Annotated in this window: 17 protein-coding genes; 10 read left to right on the forward strand and 7 right to left on the reverse strand. The window is 75.1% G+C overall.

What is annotated here, in order from left to right:
* The first annotated feature begins 105 nt into the window (after positions 1-105).
* A complete protein-coding gene (locus JUB12_RS21045; protein WP_205697398.1) occupies positions 106-573 on the forward strand; it encodes an ester cyclase in 468 nt (155 codons plus the stop codon).
* Here JUB12_RS21045 and JUB12_RS21050 read toward each other — a convergent pair.
* The gene (locus JUB12_RS21050; protein WP_205697399.1) at positions 536-1,132 is read right to left on the reverse strand and encodes a TetR family transcriptional regulator; all 597 of its coding nucleotides are present in this window, start codon (positions 1,130-1,132) and stop codon (positions 536-538) included. The two genes, JUB12_RS21045 and JUB12_RS21050, sit on opposite strands and share 38 nt — an antisense overlap.
* Positions 1,133-1,937: 805 nt before the next feature.
* On the opposite strand from JUB12_RS21050, the gene JUB12_RS22420 reads away from it, so the two are divergent.
* Complete coding sequence (locus tag JUB12_RS22420; RefSeq protein WP_371822352.1) at positions 1,938-2,516, forward strand: methyl-accepting chemotaxis protein; 579 nt, start codon at positions 1,938-1,940, stop codon at positions 2,514-2,516.
* On the opposite strand, the gene JUB12_RS21060 is transcribed toward JUB12_RS22420, so the two are convergent.
* Genes JUB12_RS21060 through htpX form a run of 3 tightly spaced genes read right to left on the reverse strand, consistent with a single transcriptional unit; the run spans position 2,513 to position 4,710 of the window.
* On the reverse strand, positions 2,513-3,229 hold the full coding sequence (locus tag JUB12_RS21060; protein WP_205697401.1) for a DUF3891 family protein: 717 nt from the start codon (positions 3,227-3,229) through the stop codon (positions 2,513-2,515). The genes JUB12_RS22420 and JUB12_RS21060 overlap by 4 nt on opposite strands.
* A 3-nt stretch (positions 3,230-3,232) precedes the next feature.
* Positions 3,233-3,808, reverse strand: a complete 576-nt coding sequence (locus tag JUB12_RS21065; RefSeq protein WP_205697402.1) for a hypothetical protein — start codon at positions 3,806-3,808, stop codon at positions 3,233-3,235.
* Positions 3,808-4,710 carry a zinc metalloprotease HtpX gene (htpX, locus tag JUB12_RS21070; protein WP_205697403.1) on the reverse strand — a complete coding sequence of 301 codons (903 nt, stop codon included), beginning with the start codon at positions 4,708-4,710 and terminating at the stop codon, positions 3,808-3,810. The genes JUB12_RS21065 and htpX overlap by 1 nt, the downstream gene beginning before the upstream one ends.
* Positions 4,711-4,800: 90 nt before the next feature.
* On the opposite strand from htpX, the gene JUB12_RS21075 reads away from it, so the two are divergent.
* The 3 genes from JUB12_RS21075 to JUB12_RS21085 all read left to right on the forward strand — a co-directional run bounded on the left by JUB12_RS21075 (position 4,801) and on the right by JUB12_RS21085 (position 7,691).
* Positions 4,801-6,006 (forward strand): murein hydrolase activator EnvC, encoded by a 1,206-nt coding sequence (locus JUB12_RS21075; RefSeq protein ID WP_205697404.1) that lies wholly within the window; start codon positions 4,801-4,803, stop codon positions 6,004-6,006.
* Between the two features lie 58 nt (positions 6,007-6,064).
* Entirely contained in the window at positions 6,065-6,853 is a 789-nt protein-coding gene (locus tag JUB12_RS21080; protein ID WP_205697405.1) for a prolipoprotein diacylglyceryl transferase, read from the forward strand.
* A gap of 139 nt (positions 6,854-6,992) precedes the next feature.
* Positions 6,993-7,691, forward strand: a complete 699-nt coding sequence (locus JUB12_RS21085) for a hypothetical protein (protein ID WP_205697406.1) — start codon at positions 6,993-6,995, stop codon at positions 7,689-7,691.
* Between the two features lie 266 nt (positions 7,692-7,957).
* On the opposite strand, the gene JUB12_RS21090 is transcribed toward JUB12_RS21085, so the two are convergent.
* Positions 7,958-8,689, reverse strand: a complete 732-nt coding sequence (locus JUB12_RS21090; RefSeq protein WP_205697407.1) for a S9 family peptidase — start codon at positions 8,687-8,689, stop codon at positions 7,958-7,960.
* Between the two features lie 23 nt (positions 8,690-8,712).
* Here JUB12_RS21090 and lysA point away from each other — a divergent pair, with 23 nt between their 5' ends.
* Genes lysA through thrC form a run of 3 tightly spaced genes read left to right on the forward strand, consistent with a single transcriptional unit; the run spans position 8,713 to position 12,231 of the window.
* The gene (gene lysA, locus JUB12_RS21095; RefSeq protein ID WP_205697408.1) at positions 8,713-9,993 is read left to right on the forward strand and encodes a diaminopimelate decarboxylase; all 1,281 of its coding nucleotides are present in this window, start codon (positions 8,713-8,715) and stop codon (positions 9,991-9,993) included.
* Entirely contained in the window at positions 9,980-11,215 is a 1,236-nt protein-coding gene (locus JUB12_RS21100; RefSeq protein ID WP_205697409.1) for a homoserine dehydrogenase, read from the forward strand. Before lysA ends, JUB12_RS21100 begins: the two co-directional genes overlap by 14 nt.
* Positions 11,212-12,231: a threonine synthase gene (gene thrC / locus JUB12_RS21105; RefSeq protein ID WP_205697410.1), complete on the forward strand. Its 1,020-nt coding sequence runs from the start codon at positions 11,212-11,214 to the stop codon at positions 12,229-12,231. The genes JUB12_RS21100 and thrC overlap by 4 nt, the downstream gene beginning before the upstream one ends.
* Here the strand turns inward: thrC and JUB12_RS21110 are convergent.
* A complete protein-coding gene (locus JUB12_RS21110) occupies positions 12,228-13,106 on the reverse strand; it encodes an EamA family transporter (protein WP_205697411.1) in 879 nt (292 codons plus the stop codon). The two genes, thrC and JUB12_RS21110, sit on opposite strands and share 4 nt — an antisense overlap.
* Before the next feature lie 70 nt (positions 13,107-13,176).
* On the opposite strand from JUB12_RS21110, the gene thrB reads away from it, so the two are divergent.
* Together thrB and JUB12_RS21120 are read left to right on the forward strand one after the other, a co-directional pair.
* Entirely contained in the window at positions 13,177-14,034 is an 858-nt protein-coding gene (gene thrB / locus JUB12_RS21115) for a homoserine kinase (RefSeq protein ID WP_205697412.1), read from the forward strand.
* Positions 14,035-14,048: 14 nt separating this feature from the next.
* Positions 14,049-14,933: an alpha/beta hydrolase gene (locus JUB12_RS21120; RefSeq protein ID WP_205697413.1), complete on the forward strand. Its 885-nt coding sequence runs from the start codon at positions 14,049-14,051 to the stop codon at positions 14,931-14,933.
* Here JUB12_RS21120 and JUB12_RS21125 read toward each other — a convergent pair.
* Positions 14,930-15,748 carry a ParA family protein gene (locus JUB12_RS21125; RefSeq protein WP_205697414.1) on the reverse strand — a complete coding sequence of 273 codons (819 nt, stop codon included), beginning with the start codon at positions 15,746-15,748 and terminating at the stop codon, positions 14,930-14,932. The genes JUB12_RS21120 and JUB12_RS21125 overlap by 4 nt on opposite strands.
* Positions 15,749-15,931: the final 183 nt, after the last annotated feature.

Consider the following 15,931-nt stretch of genomic DNA (forward strand, 5'->3'; position numbering starts at 1 on the left):
CCGTACATAGAATCCGAACACGGCGTCAAGGACGATCGGACACGTGTCTGATCAGCGTGTCTGCACATGGTGGCACCAGAATCTAATCGGAGTTAGGTTCTCGGCATGGCCACCACCGCCGCTCCCGTCGACCTCGACCGCGTCAGCCGCTGGTACCAGGGCTGGCTCGACGCGTGGAACGCCCACGACCCCGACCGCATCCGGCCGCTGGTCACCGACGACTTCCTGCTGACGACGCCGACGTCGGCGGTCAACGGCTGGGAGGTGCGCGGGGTGGAGGAGGCCTGCCGCTACGTGGCGTTCGTCGTCGGCGCCTACCCCGACCTGGTGTGGGAGCAGACCGGCCCGGCGCTGCTCGCGCCCGACGTGCCGCGAGCGGCCTTCACCTGGCGGGGCACCGGCACGTTCAGCGGCCGGATGGACCCGCCCGGCATCGAGGGGACCGGCAAGCCGTTCGCCTTCACGGGCGTGGAGGTCTTCGACTTCCGCGACGACCGCGCCTGCGCGCTCGACGTCGCCTACGACCTCCAGGGGCTCATGCGCCAGGTGCTGCCGCGCCGTCGGTCGGCCTGAGGCCCACGAGCGCCAGGAGCGCGTCCGCGGTGGCCTGCGGCTCGTGCGGCCACCGCGGGTGGGCGCTGGCGTTGAGCGCGCCCCACAGCAGGCCCACGAGCAGCGGGGCGGCCGGGTCGCGCGGCAGGTGGCCCGCCCGCTGCGCCTCGGCGACGAGGCCCGCCCACAGCTCGGCGTAGGGGCGCAGCCGCTCGGCGTGTCGGCGGCGCACCTCGGGGGGGACCTCGGCCACGAGGTCCAGGACCGCGGCCGCGTAGGCCCGCAGGTCGCGCAACGCGTCCAGGTGGGCGCGGACCGCGGCGTCGAGGCGGGCGGCCGGCCCCGCGTCGGCGGTCGCGTCGACCGCCGCGCGCACGCGCTCGAGCGAGCGCTCCAGGGCCTCGGCGAGGACCTCCTCCACGAGCGCGTCCTTCGCGGCGAAGTGGAAGTACAGGCTGCCGGCCTGCATGCCCGCGGCCCCGGCGACGTCGGCGAGGCTCGTCGCGGCGTACCCCCGCTCGGCGAAGGCCTCGGCGGCCGCGTCGAGGATCCGCCGGCGGGTCCGCGCGCCCTTGGCCATGGGCGCGGACCCTATCCCCGTGCCCCAGGTGCGCCACGGCGGCGCCGTGGAGAGTGGATCTGCGCCAGGTCCAGCGGTTCGTCGGTCAGGAGGCGCCGTTCATCGACGGCGACGTCAACCGCGCGGGGACGGTGACCGACCGGTCCGACCACCACCCCCGAGAACCCGGGAAGGACCGATGAAGCGCATCACCCCGACGTTCGCTGGACCCGCCCCGTCCACCGCCGACTCGCTCGCGGAGGCCAAGCTGCGCGAGGTCGTGGACCAGCTGACGAGCCTCGACCAGCACTGCCTCACCGACCTCGCCGGCGGCCTGCGGGCCATGGAGGCCGGCGACCTGACGCGCGCCACCACGCCGGTGACCACGCCGGTCGACGCCGGCGACTGCACCGGCCCGGTCGCCGAGCTCGTCGCCGTGTTCAACTCGATGCTCGCCAAGGCCCAGGAGGCGATCAGCGCCTACAACGCCTCGCGCGAGGAGCTGCGTGCGGCGCTGGGCGACCGCTCGACGCTGACCGACCTGAGCGCCCGCATGACGAGCTTGAGCGACCACTGCCTGGTCGCGCTCGGCACCGGCCTCGAGGCCATGAGCCGCGGCGACCTCACCGTGCCGGCCGACCCGGTGACGACGCCCGTCGAGACGGATGCCGGCCTGCGGCTCGGCACGCTCGGCGAGACCTTCAACACCATGCTGTCCCGCGCGCAGGCCGGCCTCACCGGCTACAACGCCACCCGCGGTGCGCTCGCCGACATGATCGGCGAGATCGGCCGCACCTCGACGGCGGTCAGCGACGCGGCCCGCGAGATGGCGGCCACCGCGGAGCAGACCGGTGTGGCCATCGACGAGATCGCCCGTGCGTCCACCGACGTGGCCGGCGGCGCCGAGCGCCAGGTCGCGACGGTCGTCCAGGTCCAGCAGATCACCGCGGAGGCCGTCGGGCGCTCCGGCGACGCCCAGCGCACCGCGGGCGAGGGCGTCGAGCTCGCCGCCCGCATCTCGGCCATCGCCGACCAGACGAACCTCCTCGCGCTCAACGCCGCGATCGAGGCGGCGCGCGCCGGCGAGCACGGCCGCGGCTTCGCGGTCGTCGCCGAGGAGGTCCGCAGCCTCGCCGAGTCCGCGTCCTCCACGGTCAAGGAGGTCCAGCAGGGCTTCACCGACCTGGCCGGGAGCATCGGGGACGTGGCGAGCTGCATCGAGCGCATCGAGCACTCCGCGCGCGAGGTCCACGCCGTCGCCGAGGAGGCCAGCGCCGCCACCGAGGAGGTCTCGGCCTCCGCGGAGGAGTCCAGCGCCTCGACCCAGCAGGTCGTGGCCAGCACCCACGACCTGGCCGCCCAGGCGCGCCAGCTCGACGAGCTGGTCGCCCGCTTCACCGTCTAGCGCCGCAGCACGAACCGCAGCTCGACGAGCTCGGCGGACGCGAGGGCGTCCGCCAGCTCGTCGGCGTCCGCGGCGGGGCCGGCGAGCCGCCGGCCCTCGCAGCTCACCACGAGCTCGTCCTCGGCGAACGGCCAAGGACGCACCGACGCCACGCCGAGGTCGTCGCGCACGAGCGCCGGCACCACGGTGACGCCGCCGGGACCGGGGACCGGGTGGTCGTCGAGCGCCCAGCCGACGAGCAGGCAGAGCGAGAGGTCGTCCCAGAGGCCGATGAGCGCGCGCAGCCGCTCGCGCTCGGCCGCGTCGGCGCCACAGCGGCCGCCGAGCTGCGCCGCCAGGGCCTCGAGCCCGCGCGCCACCTCGCGCGCGTGCTCGTCCTTGCGCCGCGCGAGCAGCCGCGCCCCGTGCAGCGCCAGGCCCATCGCGGCGTAGGTCGACTGCGACAGGACCTTCGCCGGCGCCTGCTCCCACAGCCCCACGTGGACGTCGACCGGCATCGCGGTGAACGCGACGGGCAGGCCCGTCTCGTCGTCGCGCAACGGGCGCAGGTCCCACTCGGCCATGCCCGCGTCGTGCTGCTGGGCCGCGAGGGCGGCGGGCTCGGGCCGGTCCAGCGGCCACGCCCAGGCCCGGGCCATCTGGCCGCAGGTCCACGCGTGGGCGGCCTGCCCGACGCAGACCGCGCCGCCGCCGGCCTCGGGCAGGACGAGCACGGCCTAGATCGGGATGCCCCAGAGGGGGAACCAGCGCTCGAGCTGCTCCTCGAAGGGCAGCTCGGTCCCGAGCACGGCCTTGAGCTGCAGCTCGCGCTCGTTGTCGCGCTGCTGCGCACCGCCGGCGGGCACGAACGGGTACCAGGACCCGCGCTTGAAGTTGTAGATGAAGTAGACGGCCTTGCCGGCGTCGTCCTGGAAGGCGAAGACCGCGCACAGGACGCGGTCGCCGTAGCCGCTGGTCTCGAGCGAGCCCGCCACCGCGTTGAGGCCGACGACGAGGTCCTCGAGGTCGGGGTCCTCGACGACCATCCACCGGTAGCCGAAGTCGTCGTCGGTGGTGGTGATCGTGGACCCGGTCTCCTCGCCGGTCCCGCGCAGGACCGACTCGACGTCGGCCACGATCGCCCTGAAGTCCCCCGTGGCCAGCGGCTGGAAGACGATGGCCGCCTTCCCGCGCGTGGTGATGGCGTGCGCGGTCTCGAGGGTGATGCCGCACGTCGTCATCGCGAACAGCCGGTCGGCCGTCGCGACCTTCGGCTGCTTGCCGCGGCCCAGCAGCGCGTCGAGGAACCCCACTACGCGGCCCCGTGCATCTGCGCCTCGAGCCGCGACAGCGCCTCGATGCGCTTCTCCATCGGCGGGTGCGTGGCGAAGAGGCCCGAGATGGAGCCCTTGCGCAGCGCCGGGAAGATGAAGAACGCCTGCAGCTCGCCGGCGGCGCGCAGGTCCTGCTGGGGGATGCGGTCCATGCCGCTCGAGATCCGCCGCAGCGCGCTGGCCAGCGCCATCGGCCGGCCGGTGATCTGCGCGGCGCCGCGGTCGGCCGCGAACTCGCGGTAGCGCGACAGCGCCTGCATGAGGACGAAGCTCACGGCGTAGACCGCGATCGACACGAGCAGGATGACGAGGAAGCTCGGGCTGTCGTCGTCGTCGCTGTGGCCGCCGAAGCCGCCGAACAGGAAGCCGTTCTGGGCGATCATCGCGGCGACCGAGGCGAAGAACGACGCGAAGGTCATGATCGCCACGTCGCGGTTGACGATGTGGGTCAGCTCGTGGGCGATGACGCCCTCGAGCTCGGCGGCCGGCAGCAGCTCCATGATCCCGGTCGTCACGCACACCGTCGCGTGCTTCTGGGAGCGGCCCATCGCGAAGGCGTTGGGCATCGAGGTGTGGGCGACGGCGACCTTCGGCTTGGGGATGTCGGCCTGGATGCAGAGGCGCTCGATCATCGCGTGCAGCTCCGGGGCCTCCTGGGGGGAGACCTCGTGGGCGCCCATCGCCCGCAGGCCGATCTTGTCCGCGAAGAAGAGCTGGACCAGCGCGAAGGCGCCGAAGATGACGAGCATCGTCACGGCGCCCGCACCAGCCGCCACGAAGATCCCGACGAAGACGACGTAGACCAGGCCGAGCAGGAACATCGTCAGCAGCATCCGGGCCTGGAGACCGGAGTCGCGACGGAACGACGTGGGACGCGCCATGCACCCATTCTGCCGCGCCGCGCGTCGTGCCCGCGTCTGCAACCTCCCTTGCGATGTTCGGCTCCGAAGGGACCTACAGTGCCGCGCCGGATGCGCCTGCGCCTGCTCGTGGCGGCGGTGGTGCTGCCGCTCCTGCTGTGGGCCGCCCTCCCGGTCCTGTCGTCGGGGCAGCAGGCCCGCCTGTCGTCGCTCCAGAAGAAGATCGAGACCAAGCGCGGCCAGATCGGCCGCAAGAAGGGCACGGAGAAGGTCCTCAGCTCGGAGATCGCCGGCTACTCGGCCCGCATCGGCCGCCTCGAGCGCCGCATCGGCGGGCTGCGCGAGCGCGAGTCGCGCATCCAGTCCGACCTCGACCGCAAGCGCGCCCAGCTCGAGGCCACCCAGGCCGACCTGCGCGCCGAGCGCCGCCGGCTCACCCGCCTGCGCGAGAAGCTCGCCCACGCGCGTGTGGTCCTCGCCGACCGCCTGCTCGAGCTCTACCAGTCCGACCGCCCGGACCTGGTGACCGTCGTCCTCAACGCCAAGGGCTTCGCCGACCTCCTCGAGCGCACCGAGTTCCTCGAGCGCATCCGCGAGCAGGACCAGAAGGTCATCGACGCGGTGAGGCTCGCGAAGGCCGACGCCACCGCGACGGCCGCGAAGCTCGACCGCCTCGAGCGCCGCCAGCAGCGCCTCGCCGCGATCGTGCTCGCGCGCCGCAACGAGGTCAACGCCGTCAAGCAGGACCTCATCGACACGCGCGTGGGCTACGCGAGCACCCGCAGCGACAAGCGCCAGGCGCTGACGAAGGTCCGCGGCGACCGCCACGAGCTCGAGGAGGACCTCGAGAGCCTCGAGAAGGCGTCGGCCGCCGCGGCCGCGAAGCTGCGCGCCGTGCAGGGCGGCGCCGGCCTGCCGGCGGGCCCGGTGCGCCGGGGCAGCGGCTCGATGGTCTGGCCGGTCAACGGCTCGATCACCGGCGTGTTCGGCGAGGCGCGCCCGGGCCACATGCACGCCGGCCTGGACATCGCCGCGCCGGAGGGCACGCCGATCCGCGCGGCGGACTCCGGGAAGGTCGTGCTCATGCAGGGCATCGGCGCCTCGGGCGGCTACGGCCTCTTCACCTGCGTGGCGCACTCCGCCTCGCTGGCCACCTGCTACGCGCACCAGTCGCGCTTCGGGACCTCGCAGGGCGCGAACGTCTCGAAGGGGCAGGTCATCGGCTACGTCGGGAACACCGGCCACTCCTTCGGCGCGCACCTGCACTTCGAGGTGCGCGTGAACGGGTCGCCCGTGAACCCGATGGGGTACCTCTAGGCCGCGCGCCACCTCGGGCGCGACCACCCCATGACGCAGACCTCTAGGGTCCGGCGGCGTGCAGCCGGAGATCGAGCTCGGCCCGCTGACCCTGCAGACCTTCGGGATCTGCTTCGCGGTGGGGTTCCTGGCCGCCGGGATGATCCTGTCGCGGCGCTTCAAGGAGCTCGGCGCGCGGGCGGACCTCGCCTACGAGATGGTCTTCGCCGCCCTCGTCGGCGGCCTCGTCGGCTCGCGCCTGTACTACGTCGCCCAGCACTGGGACGAGACGAAGGACGACCTGCTCGGGTCGCTCTTCAGCGGCTCGGGCCTGGTCTGGTACGGCGGGGCGATCGGCGGCGCGCTCGGCGTCCTGGTCTGGGCCTGGCGGCGCTTCCGGGCCGACCTCGTGCTGCTCGACATCGCCGCGGTGCCGCTGGCGCTGGGCTACGCGATCGGCCGCGTCGGCTGCCAGGTCTCCGGCGACGGCGACTACGGCAAGCCGTGGGACGGGCCGTGGGCGATGGCCTACCCGAACGGCACGGTGGCGACGGACGTCCCGGTCCACCCGACGCCGATCTACGAGACGCTCGCGATGGGCCTCGCCGCCTGGGCGCTGTGGCGGGGGCGCGACGCGCTCAAGCCCGGGCTGCTCTTCGCCTGCTACCTCGTGCTGGCCGGCACGGAGCGCTTCCTCGTCGAGTTCCTGCGCCGCAACGACGAGGACGTCCTCGGGCTCACCGTCGCCCAGGTCGAGAGCCTCGTGCTGCTGCTGGTCGGCCTCGCGTGGCTGGCGGTGGCCCAGCGGCGCGGCGGGATCCGCCGCGACGCGGCGCTTCCGGCACGCGGACGCCCTGCACCTGCCTGAGATCTGAGGTGCGACAAACCGGGCGTGACCTGGTACACACCTCCGTGCGGACGCACGCGTGGGGATGGCGTGCTCGGCACGGGGGATGCGCGTACGACGGACACCACGGAGGAGGGACGCGGGCGGGCTGCGCTCGGCGGTGGTCGCCAGCCTGGGCTCGACCGGGTCGCTCGTCGCCGCCGTGGCCGTCGCGGGCGCGACGGTCGCGGGCTCCGTCGCCTTCAGCGCCTGGCCCGGCGACCCCGGCCATGACGACGACGGTCACGCCGAGGTCCGCCTCGCCGAGGTGCCGGGGCGCACGACCGGCCTGGGCTCCGAGGTCGTCCTGAGCGTCTCGGGCGCCCTGGCCCCGGACGACCGCAGCCCCACGGGCGCGACGACCCTCGCCGGCGGCGCCGCCGCCCCACCCGCCACCGCGCGGACCGGCGCCGGCACCGCGACACCGCCCCGCGGCGGCCCCGGCGCCCGCACGCCGGAGCCCGGCGCAGGGGCCGCGTCCCCGCGCACCCCCGAGAGCTCCCAGCAGGCCGCCACCGACCAGGCCTCGACCGACGCGGCGTCCCGGCGCCCGTCGCTCGACGACGTCGCCTCCGCGACCCAGGACGCCGGCAAGGCCCTGGGCAGCGGCCTCGACCTGGGCGCCGAGGACCTCGCGGCCGACATCCAGGACAAGGCGCCGAACACCTCGAAGCTCGTGGAGCGCACGGGCGACGTGACCGGCGCCGCGGTCCAGGAGGCCGCGAAGGCCGTGGCGGAGGTGCTCCGGGTGCTGCCGCTGGGTGGGGACGAGCCGAAGGGGGCGGGTCCGGCCGCTCCGGCGGCGCCCGCCGCGCCGTAGGGCGTCGGTCGTTCCTGGCGTGCCGCTCGGGCGGCGCCGGGGGCGCGGTTCGCGCGCTGGTCGACGGTGAGGGAGGGGGAGCGAAGGCCGGCGGGCGCTGGAGGAGGTCCGGCCACCCCGCGACGGCGTCGTCGCCCGCGACCCTGGAGTTGACCGCGTATGGCGCGGCCAACTTCAGGCTGACGGACGGTCAGCCTCCAGCCGGCCCGTGGCGGTGTGGTCGGACCACACCTCGAGCGGGACGCTGCCCGGTCGCGCGCCCAGCCCTAGCGGCCGCCCAGCTCCCGCTTGAGCCACCGCACCGTCAGCGCCTGCAGCTCCGGGTCGTGCTGCGCCGTGCGGTGCGTCCCGCCGGGGACCACGACGAGCCGCGAGCGCACGCCGGCCTCGACCGCGACCGCGTGCACCTCGCGGGAGTGCTCGACCGGGACGACCTCGTCGCCCTCGGCGTGCAGGAGCAGGAGCGGGACGTCGTCGGCCGCCAGCCCGGCCGCGGCGTCGAGCTCGGACACCCCGCCCAGCAGCGCCTCGAGCGCCGGGACGTCGGCGGCGAAGGTGAAGCGGCGCTCGGCGACCCCCCGGCGCAGGCCCTCGCTGGAGGCGGGGCAGATGGCGACGACCGCCGCGGCGCCGGCCGGGCGCGCCGCGCAGAGCGCCATCCAGCCGCCCATCGACGAGCCCCGCAGCGCCAGCGGCGCGCCGCCGGCCCGCTCTCGCGCGAGCGCGCCGAGCGCCGCGACGTCCTCGAGCGCGCGGCCGTCGAGCGCGCCCGGTGAGGCGCCGTGGCCGCGCTGGTCGGGCACGAGGGCGGCGAAGCCGTGGGACTGCAGGACCCGCGCGGTGTCGAGGTGGTTCTCCTTCTGCGAGCCCGCGCCGTGGAGCACCACGACGGCGCCGTGCGGCGTCCCGGCCGGGAGGAAGAGGGCGTAGGCGAGGCCCTCGTGCGTGCCGACCTCGTCGGGCAGCGCGTCGGTCACGGTCCGGCGGCGGGCGCGCATGGGCTGCCATCATGCGCCCTCGCATGGCGGCCCCGCAACACGCTCCGGCGGCGCTCGAGCACGTCTGGCCGCGGGGCACGACGTACGACGAGCGCGGCGTCCTCCAGCTCGGCGGCTGCGACGCGCTCGAGCTCGCCCGCGAGTTCGGCACCCCGGTCCAGGTCGTCGTCGAGGACGACCTGCGCGCCCGCGCCCGCGAGGTGCTCGACGCCTTCGAGCGCCACGCCGGCGGGAACTACGAGGTGCACTTCGCCTCCAAGGCGTTCCCGTGCAGCGCGGTGCTGCGGCTCTTCGCCGAGGAGGGCCTCGCGTGCGACGTCGCGGGCGGCGGCGAGCTCGCGCTCGCCCTGCGCGCCGGCTTCGCCCCCGAGCGCATCCACCTCCACGGCAACGCGAAGACCGACCGCGAGCTCGAGGAGGCCGTCGCGGCCGGCATCGGCGATGTCGTCCTGGACAACCACGACGACATCGACCGCCTCGAGCGGCTGCTGCCCGCCGACGCCCACCAGCGCGTGCTGCTGCGCATCGCCCCCGGCGTCGCGCCCGACACGCACCCCGGCATCTCCACCGGCGGGCCCAACACGAAGTTCGGCTTCAACCCGCAGGACGCCGAGCGGGCCATCGAGCGCCTGCAGGCCGCGCCCGAGCGCTTCGAGCTCGACGGCCTGCACATGCACATCGGCTCGCAGATCATGGACCTCGCGCCGTTCCGCCCCGCGCTCGAGGCCATGGCGAAGCTCGGCGCCTTCCGGACCTGGAACCTCGGCGGCGGCCTCGGCGTCGCCTACCTCGCCGGCGACCGCCCGCCGAGCTTCGACGAGTACGTGCGCACGAAGGTCGGCCTGGTCCGCGAGCTCGTCGGCCCCGACGCGCGGATCGCCGACGAGCCCGGCCGGGCGCTCGTGGCCAACTGCGCCGTGAACCTCTACACCGTGCAGTCGACCAAGACGAACGTCCTGCGCTGGGTCGGCGTCGACGGGGGGATGAGCGACAACATGCGGCCGATGCTCTACGGCGCGCGCTACGAGGTGGAGGTCGTCGGGCGTCCCGGCGGCGCCACCCAGTGCCACGTCGCGGGCAAGCACTGCGAGTCCACGGACGTCCTCGTCCGCGACGCGCTGCTCGACGACCCGCGCCCCGGCGACGTGCTCGCCATGCCCGCCGCCGGCGCCTACGGCTACGCGATGGCCAACAACTACAACGGCTCGCTGCGCCCGCCGATCGTCTTCGTCAAGGACGGCGACGCCCGCGTGGTCGTGCGCCGCGAGACCTACGACGACCTGCTCGACCGTGACATCGCCTGACCAGCCGACCTTCCGCATCGGCCTCCTCGGCCACGGCACCGTCGGCAGCGCCTTCGCGGAGCTGCTCGAGGAACGCGCGGGGCGCATCGCCGCCCTCACCGGCCGCCGGCCCGAGCTGACCGGCGTGCTCACCCGCTCGCGGGGGACCTTCGCCGAGGTCCTCGACGGCGCCGACCTCGTCGTCGAGGTCATGGGCGGCATCGACCCGGCCCGCGAGCACGTCCTCGCGGCGCTGCGCGCCGGCAAGCACGTCGTCACCGCCAACAAGCAGCTGCTCAGCCAGCACGGCGAGGAGCTGTGGGACTGCGCCCGCGAGCACGGGGTCCAGCTGCGCTTCGAGGGCGCGGTCGCCGGCGTGGTCCCCGCGATCCGCGTCCTGCAGGAGTCGCTGGCCGGCGCCCACGTCGAGCGGGTGCACGGCATCGTCAACGGCACGACGAACTTCATCCTCACGCGGATGGCGGAGACCGGCGCGTCCTACGCCGACGCGCTGGCCGAGGCCCAGCGCCTGGGCTACGCGGAGGCCGACCCGACCGACGACGTCGGCGGTGCCGACGCCGCCGCGAAGATGGCGATCCTCGCGCGGCTCGCGTTCGACACGCCGGTCCACCTCGACGACGTGCGCTTCGAGGGCATCGAGCACCTCACGGCTGACGACCTCGACCACGCGCGCGAGTTCGGCCTCGGCCTCAAGCTCATCGGCACGGCCGAGCGCGTCGACGGCGGCATCAGCGTCCGCGTGCACCCGGCGTTCCTCTACGCGGCGCACCCGCTCGCGTCGGTCAACGGCCCGTTCAACGCGGTCACGATCGAGTCCGAGGCGATCACCGAGATCACGCTCTCGGGCCCGGGCGCCGGCGGCCCGCAGACGGCCAGCGCCGTCCTGGGCGACGTCGTCAGCGCCATGCGCCCGCCGGCCGAGACGCCGCCGCCCGCCGAGCGCCTGGCGGTGGTCACCGACGTGACCTCGGCGTTCTACCTGCACTTCGAGGTGGCCGACGAGCCGGGCGTGCTGGCGCAGATCGCCCAGGTGCTCGGGCTGCAGGGCATCTCGGTCAAGTCGGTCGTGCAGCGCGGCCTCGGGTCCGACGCGCGGCTCGTGATGGTGACCCACCCGATCCTCGAGTCGAGCCTCTCGGCGGCGCTGGAGATGATCGCCGGGATGGACTTCATGCGGGCGCGGCCGCGCGCGATCCGCGTGCTCGAGGAGCAGTTCGCGTGACGGGCCTCATCGAGCGCTACCGCGACCGCCTGCCCTTCGCCGACGACGACCCCGTCGTCTCGCTGCAGGAGGGCTCGACGCCGCTGGTCCACGCGCCGCGCCTCAGCGAGCGCGTCGGCGCGGAGGTCTGGCTGAAGATCGAGGGCGCCAACCCGACCGGCTCGTTCAAGGACCGCGGCATGACCTGCGCGGTCTCCGACGCGGTGCGCAACGGCGCCGAGGTCGTCGTCTGCGCCTCGACCGGCAACACCGCCGCCTCGCTGGCCGCCTACGCCGCGCGGGCCGGCATCGGCGGCGCCGTGCTCGTCCCCGAGGGCAAGATCGCCACGGGCAAGCTCGCGCAGTCGCTCATGCACGGCGCGCGCGTCATCTCGCTGCGCGGCAACTTCGACGAGGCGCTCGCCCTCGTGCGCCAGGTCTGCGACCGCCAACCCGTCGCGCTGGTCAACAGCGTCAACCCGTTCCGCCTCGAGGGCCAGAAGACCGCGGCGTTCGAGCTGGTCGAGGAGCTCGGGGAGCTCGACGCGCTCTGCATCCCCGTCGGCAACGCGGGCAACGTCACGGCGTACTGGAAGGGCTTCCAGGAGCTCGGCCACGCGCCGGCGTGCTTCGGCTTCCAGGCCGCCGGCGCCGCGCCGCTGGTCGCCGGCCACCCGATCGAGAAGCCCGAGACGGTCGCCAGCGCGATCCGCATCGGCAACCCGGCGCGCTGGGAGGAGGCGATGAACGCCTTCACCGCCTCGCGCGGCCAGGTGCGCGCCGTGACCGACGCGCAGATCCTCGACGCCTACCGCTGGCTGGCCCGCAACGAGGGCGTCTTCTGCGAGCCGGCGAGCGCCGCGTCGGTCGCCGGGCTGCTCGTCCACGGCGCGGGCGAGGCCCGGCGCATCGCCTGCGTCCTGACCGGCAACGGCATCAAGGACCCGCAGACGGCGCTCGAGCAGGCCGGCGCGGTCGTCCCGTGCGAGCCGGTGCTCGGCGCCGTCGAGGACGCGATCCTCGGCGCGGCGGCCTAGGGCAGCGACAGCAGGACGGTCCCCGCGACGGCGGCGGCCACGCCGGCGGCCTGCACCGACGCCAGCCGCTCGCGCAGCAGGACGAACGCCAGCCCGACGGTGACGACGGGGAACAGCGATCCGAGCACGGAGACGACGGAGAGGTCGCCGTGCTGCGTGGCGGCCGAGTAGGCGAGCGTGCCGCTGAACAGCAGGAGGCCGGGGACGGCGAGCAGCGGCAGCCGGGCGGCGGGGGCGCGCAGCGCCTGGCCGAGGACGAGGCCGGTCGCCGCGACGATCGTGAGCAGGGAGACGCGCGAGGCGCAGACCGCCCACAGGACCGAGCCGTCGGCCGCGGGGGCCATGAGCGAGAGGAAGCCGCCGAAGGCGACGGCGGAGCCCAGCGCCCAGGCGACCGCGCGCGGGCGGTCCTCGGGGCGGTGGCGCACCGTGGGCCCGCCGGCCGGCGCGTGGGCGTCGGGCACCGGGGCGGTCGGGCGCCTGGCGGCCAGCCCGGCGCCGCCGAGCGCCAGCGCGACGCCCGCGAGCTTGAGCGCCGTGGCCGGCTCGCCGCTGACCAGGCCGGCGACGACCGGCACGCCGGCGCCCAGCGCGCCCAGCGGCGTGACCAGCGACAGCGGCCCGAGCTGCGCGGCGCGGTAGAAGCCGAGCAGGCCGACCGCGTTGCCGACGCCCGCGCCGAGCGCCGCCGCGAGCTGCGTGCCGTCGAGGCCGTCGGCGCCGGTGGCGAGCGCGAGCGTCCCCGAGGCGAGGAACGCGACGGCCTGCCCCGCGAGCAGGACGACGAACAGCGGCGCGTGGCGGCTCATCGTCGGGCCGAGGAAGTTCGACACGCCGTAGAGCACCGACGCGAGCAGGGCGAGGACGGCGGCCACGGACCGCGCAGTCCACCACACCGGCCGCAGGCCCATGCGGTCCCCCCGCCGCGGATAACGTCCTGCCGCGATGACCCACCGCCGCCGCGTCGTCCGGGTGCCCGCGTCCTCCGCGAACCTCGGGCCCGGCTTCGACGCGTTCGCCGCCGCCCTGGCGCTCCACGTCGAGGTCGAGGTCGTCGAGACCGGCCGGTTCGCGGTCGTCACCGACCTCGACGTCGCGCGCGACCGGCGCAACCTCGTCGTCCGCGGCTTCGAGGCGCTGCACCCGGCCGACGCGTTCGAGTTCCGCATCACGTCGACGGTCCCGCTCAGCGGCGGGCTGGGCTCGAGCGCCGCCGCGCTCGTCGCGGGCCTCACCGCCGCCGACAGCCTCTTCGAGCTCGACGCCGACCTGCTCGCCCACGCCACCCGCCTGGAGGGCCATCCCGACAACGTCGCCGCGGCGCTCCAGGGCGGCTTCGTCGTCTGCGCGCCATCGGGCCACGTCGCGCGCTTCGACGCGCCCGCGGGGCTCGAGGCGGTGCTCGTCGTGCCCTACGAGGCGGTGCGCACGAGCCAGGCCCGGGCGGCGCTGCCGGCGGAGGTCCCGATGGCCGACGCGGTGGCCAACGTCGCCCATGCCGCGCAGCTCGTGCTCGGCCTCGTGCAGGGCGACCTCGACCTCGTGGCCCGCGGGTTGGAGGACCACCTCCACCAGCCCCACCGCGCGCACCTGTACCCGCGCAGCGCCGAGCTGGTCCGCGAGGCGCGGTCCCTGGGAGCGCTGGGCGCGACCATCAGCGGCGCCGGCCCGACCGTGCTGGTGTGGACGCACTTCGAGCACACCGGCGGCGTCGTCGAGGCGCTGCGCCGGCGCGCCGACGGCTGGGCGGACGTCGTGCGTGCGCCGTTCGAGACGCGCGGCGCGGACGTCCGCGCGCTGTAGGGTCGGGCGCCGTCATGGCGCGCAAGACGCAGAAGTGGTTCACCTCCGGCGGCCACCGCATCGCGGCGTGGCACTTCCGCCCGGGGGGCGAGGACGCCACCGGCACGTGCGTGCTGATGGGCAACGGGTTCTCGCTCACCCGCCACGACGGGCTCGAGCACTACGCCCGGGTGCTCGCCGACGCCGGCGCGCACGTCGTCGCCTTCGACTTCCCGCACCTCGGCGACTCCGAGGGCGAGCCCCGCCAGCACTTCCGCGCCGCCGACCAGCGCACCGCCTACCGCGACGCCGCGGCGTTCGCCCGCGGCCTGGACGGGGTCGACGCCGGCAAGCTCGTCCCGTGGGGCTTCTCGTTCGCCGGGGGCCACGTCGCCCACCTGCTCACGCGGCCGCACGAGTTCGCCGCGGGCCTGATGCTGTCGCCGATGCTCGACGGCCTGGCGCGGACGCTCGGGACGCTCAAGCGCGACCCGGCGCTCGTCGCGTGGATCCTGCCCCGGGCGATCGCCGACATGGCCGGCCGGCACAACGTCGTCGCGGTCACCGGCGAGCCGGGCCAGCGCGCGGCGATGACGTTCGAGGGCGAGGGGGCCGGCTTCGCGCGCGCCGTGCCCGAGGGCTCGCCGTGGCGCAACGAGATCTCGCCCGGCGTCTTCACCACCGTCGCGCTGCACCGCCCGCACGCCCGGGCGGCGCGGATCAAGGTCCCGCTCTTCGTCGCCCTGGGCGAGCAGGACGTCTCCGTGCACAACGCCGCGATCGAGCGCCTGGCCAAGCGGGCGCCCCAGGCCGAGCTGCACCGCTACCCGTACGACCACTTCGACGTCCTGCTGCCCGAGGGCGCGGGGCGGATCGCCGCCGACCAGGTGGCGTTCCTGCGCGGGCGCGGCCTGCTCTAGCCGGCGGGCGCCGCGGCCTTCGCCGCGCGCTCCTCGGCCTCGGCCAGCAGCGGCTTGAGCTTGCGCCGCGCGGCGTCCAGGCCCAGCCGGCGCAGGAGCTCGTCGGCGAGGCGCAGGTAGTCCACGCCCAGGTCGGGGCGGTGGTCGAGGATCGACACCGCGCGCTCGGCCGACTCGGCGTAGGCGATCGACTGGCGCACGTAGGTCGGCAGGAGCTTCTCGCCCACGTGCTCCTTGAGCGAGTCGAACGCCTCGCGCGAGTGCTTCGTGCGCATGTCGGCGATGTTGAAGACGACGCCGAGCCACTCGAGGTCGGGGTTCAGGCCGTCGCGGGCGAGCTCGATGACCTCGAGCGCCTGCTCGACGCCCTGCAGCGCGAAGTACTGCGCCTCGGCGCTGAGCAGCGCGTGGTCGGCGGCCACGAGCGCGTTGACCGTGAGCAGGCCGAGGTTCGGCGGGCAGTCGACGAGGACGACGTCGAAGTCGCCCTCGACGGCCTTGAGCGCCTTGCGCAGCGTGAGCTCGCGGCCCATCTTGCCGGCGAGCGTCAGCTCGGCCTCGGCGAGCCCGAGGTTCGCGGGGATGATGTCGTCGTGGACGGCGGCGGGCGCCTTGGCGCGGCCGGTCAGGACGTCGCCGATCGTCGGCTCGGCGTCCGGCGGGACGTCGAAGTAGTCGCTGAGGTTGCCCTGCGGGTCGAGGTCGACCGCCAGGACCCGCAGGCCGGCCCGCCGGAAGGCGTCCGCGAGGTGGCGGACGGTGGTCGTCTTGCCCGTGCCGCCCTTCTGGCTGAGCACCGCGATCTTCTCGGCCATGGACGCGGGAGTCTACGGGCGAGGGGCGTCCACCACGACGTGGCCATCGACCCGCGGACGACCGCCTCCGTGCCCGTCGAGCGCCGCGCCGGGATGCGGGCGGCCCAGGGGCGGTCGTCGCGGCGCGCCGCCCGCGCTCATGACGCCCATCACCAGGACGACTGGCTCCTGGGCCGCCGCCGC

It is taken from the genome of Conexibacter sp. SYSU D00693, from assembly GCF_017084525.1.
GTDB lineage: Bacteria > Actinomycetota > Thermoleophilia > Solirubrobacterales > Solirubrobacteraceae > Baekduia.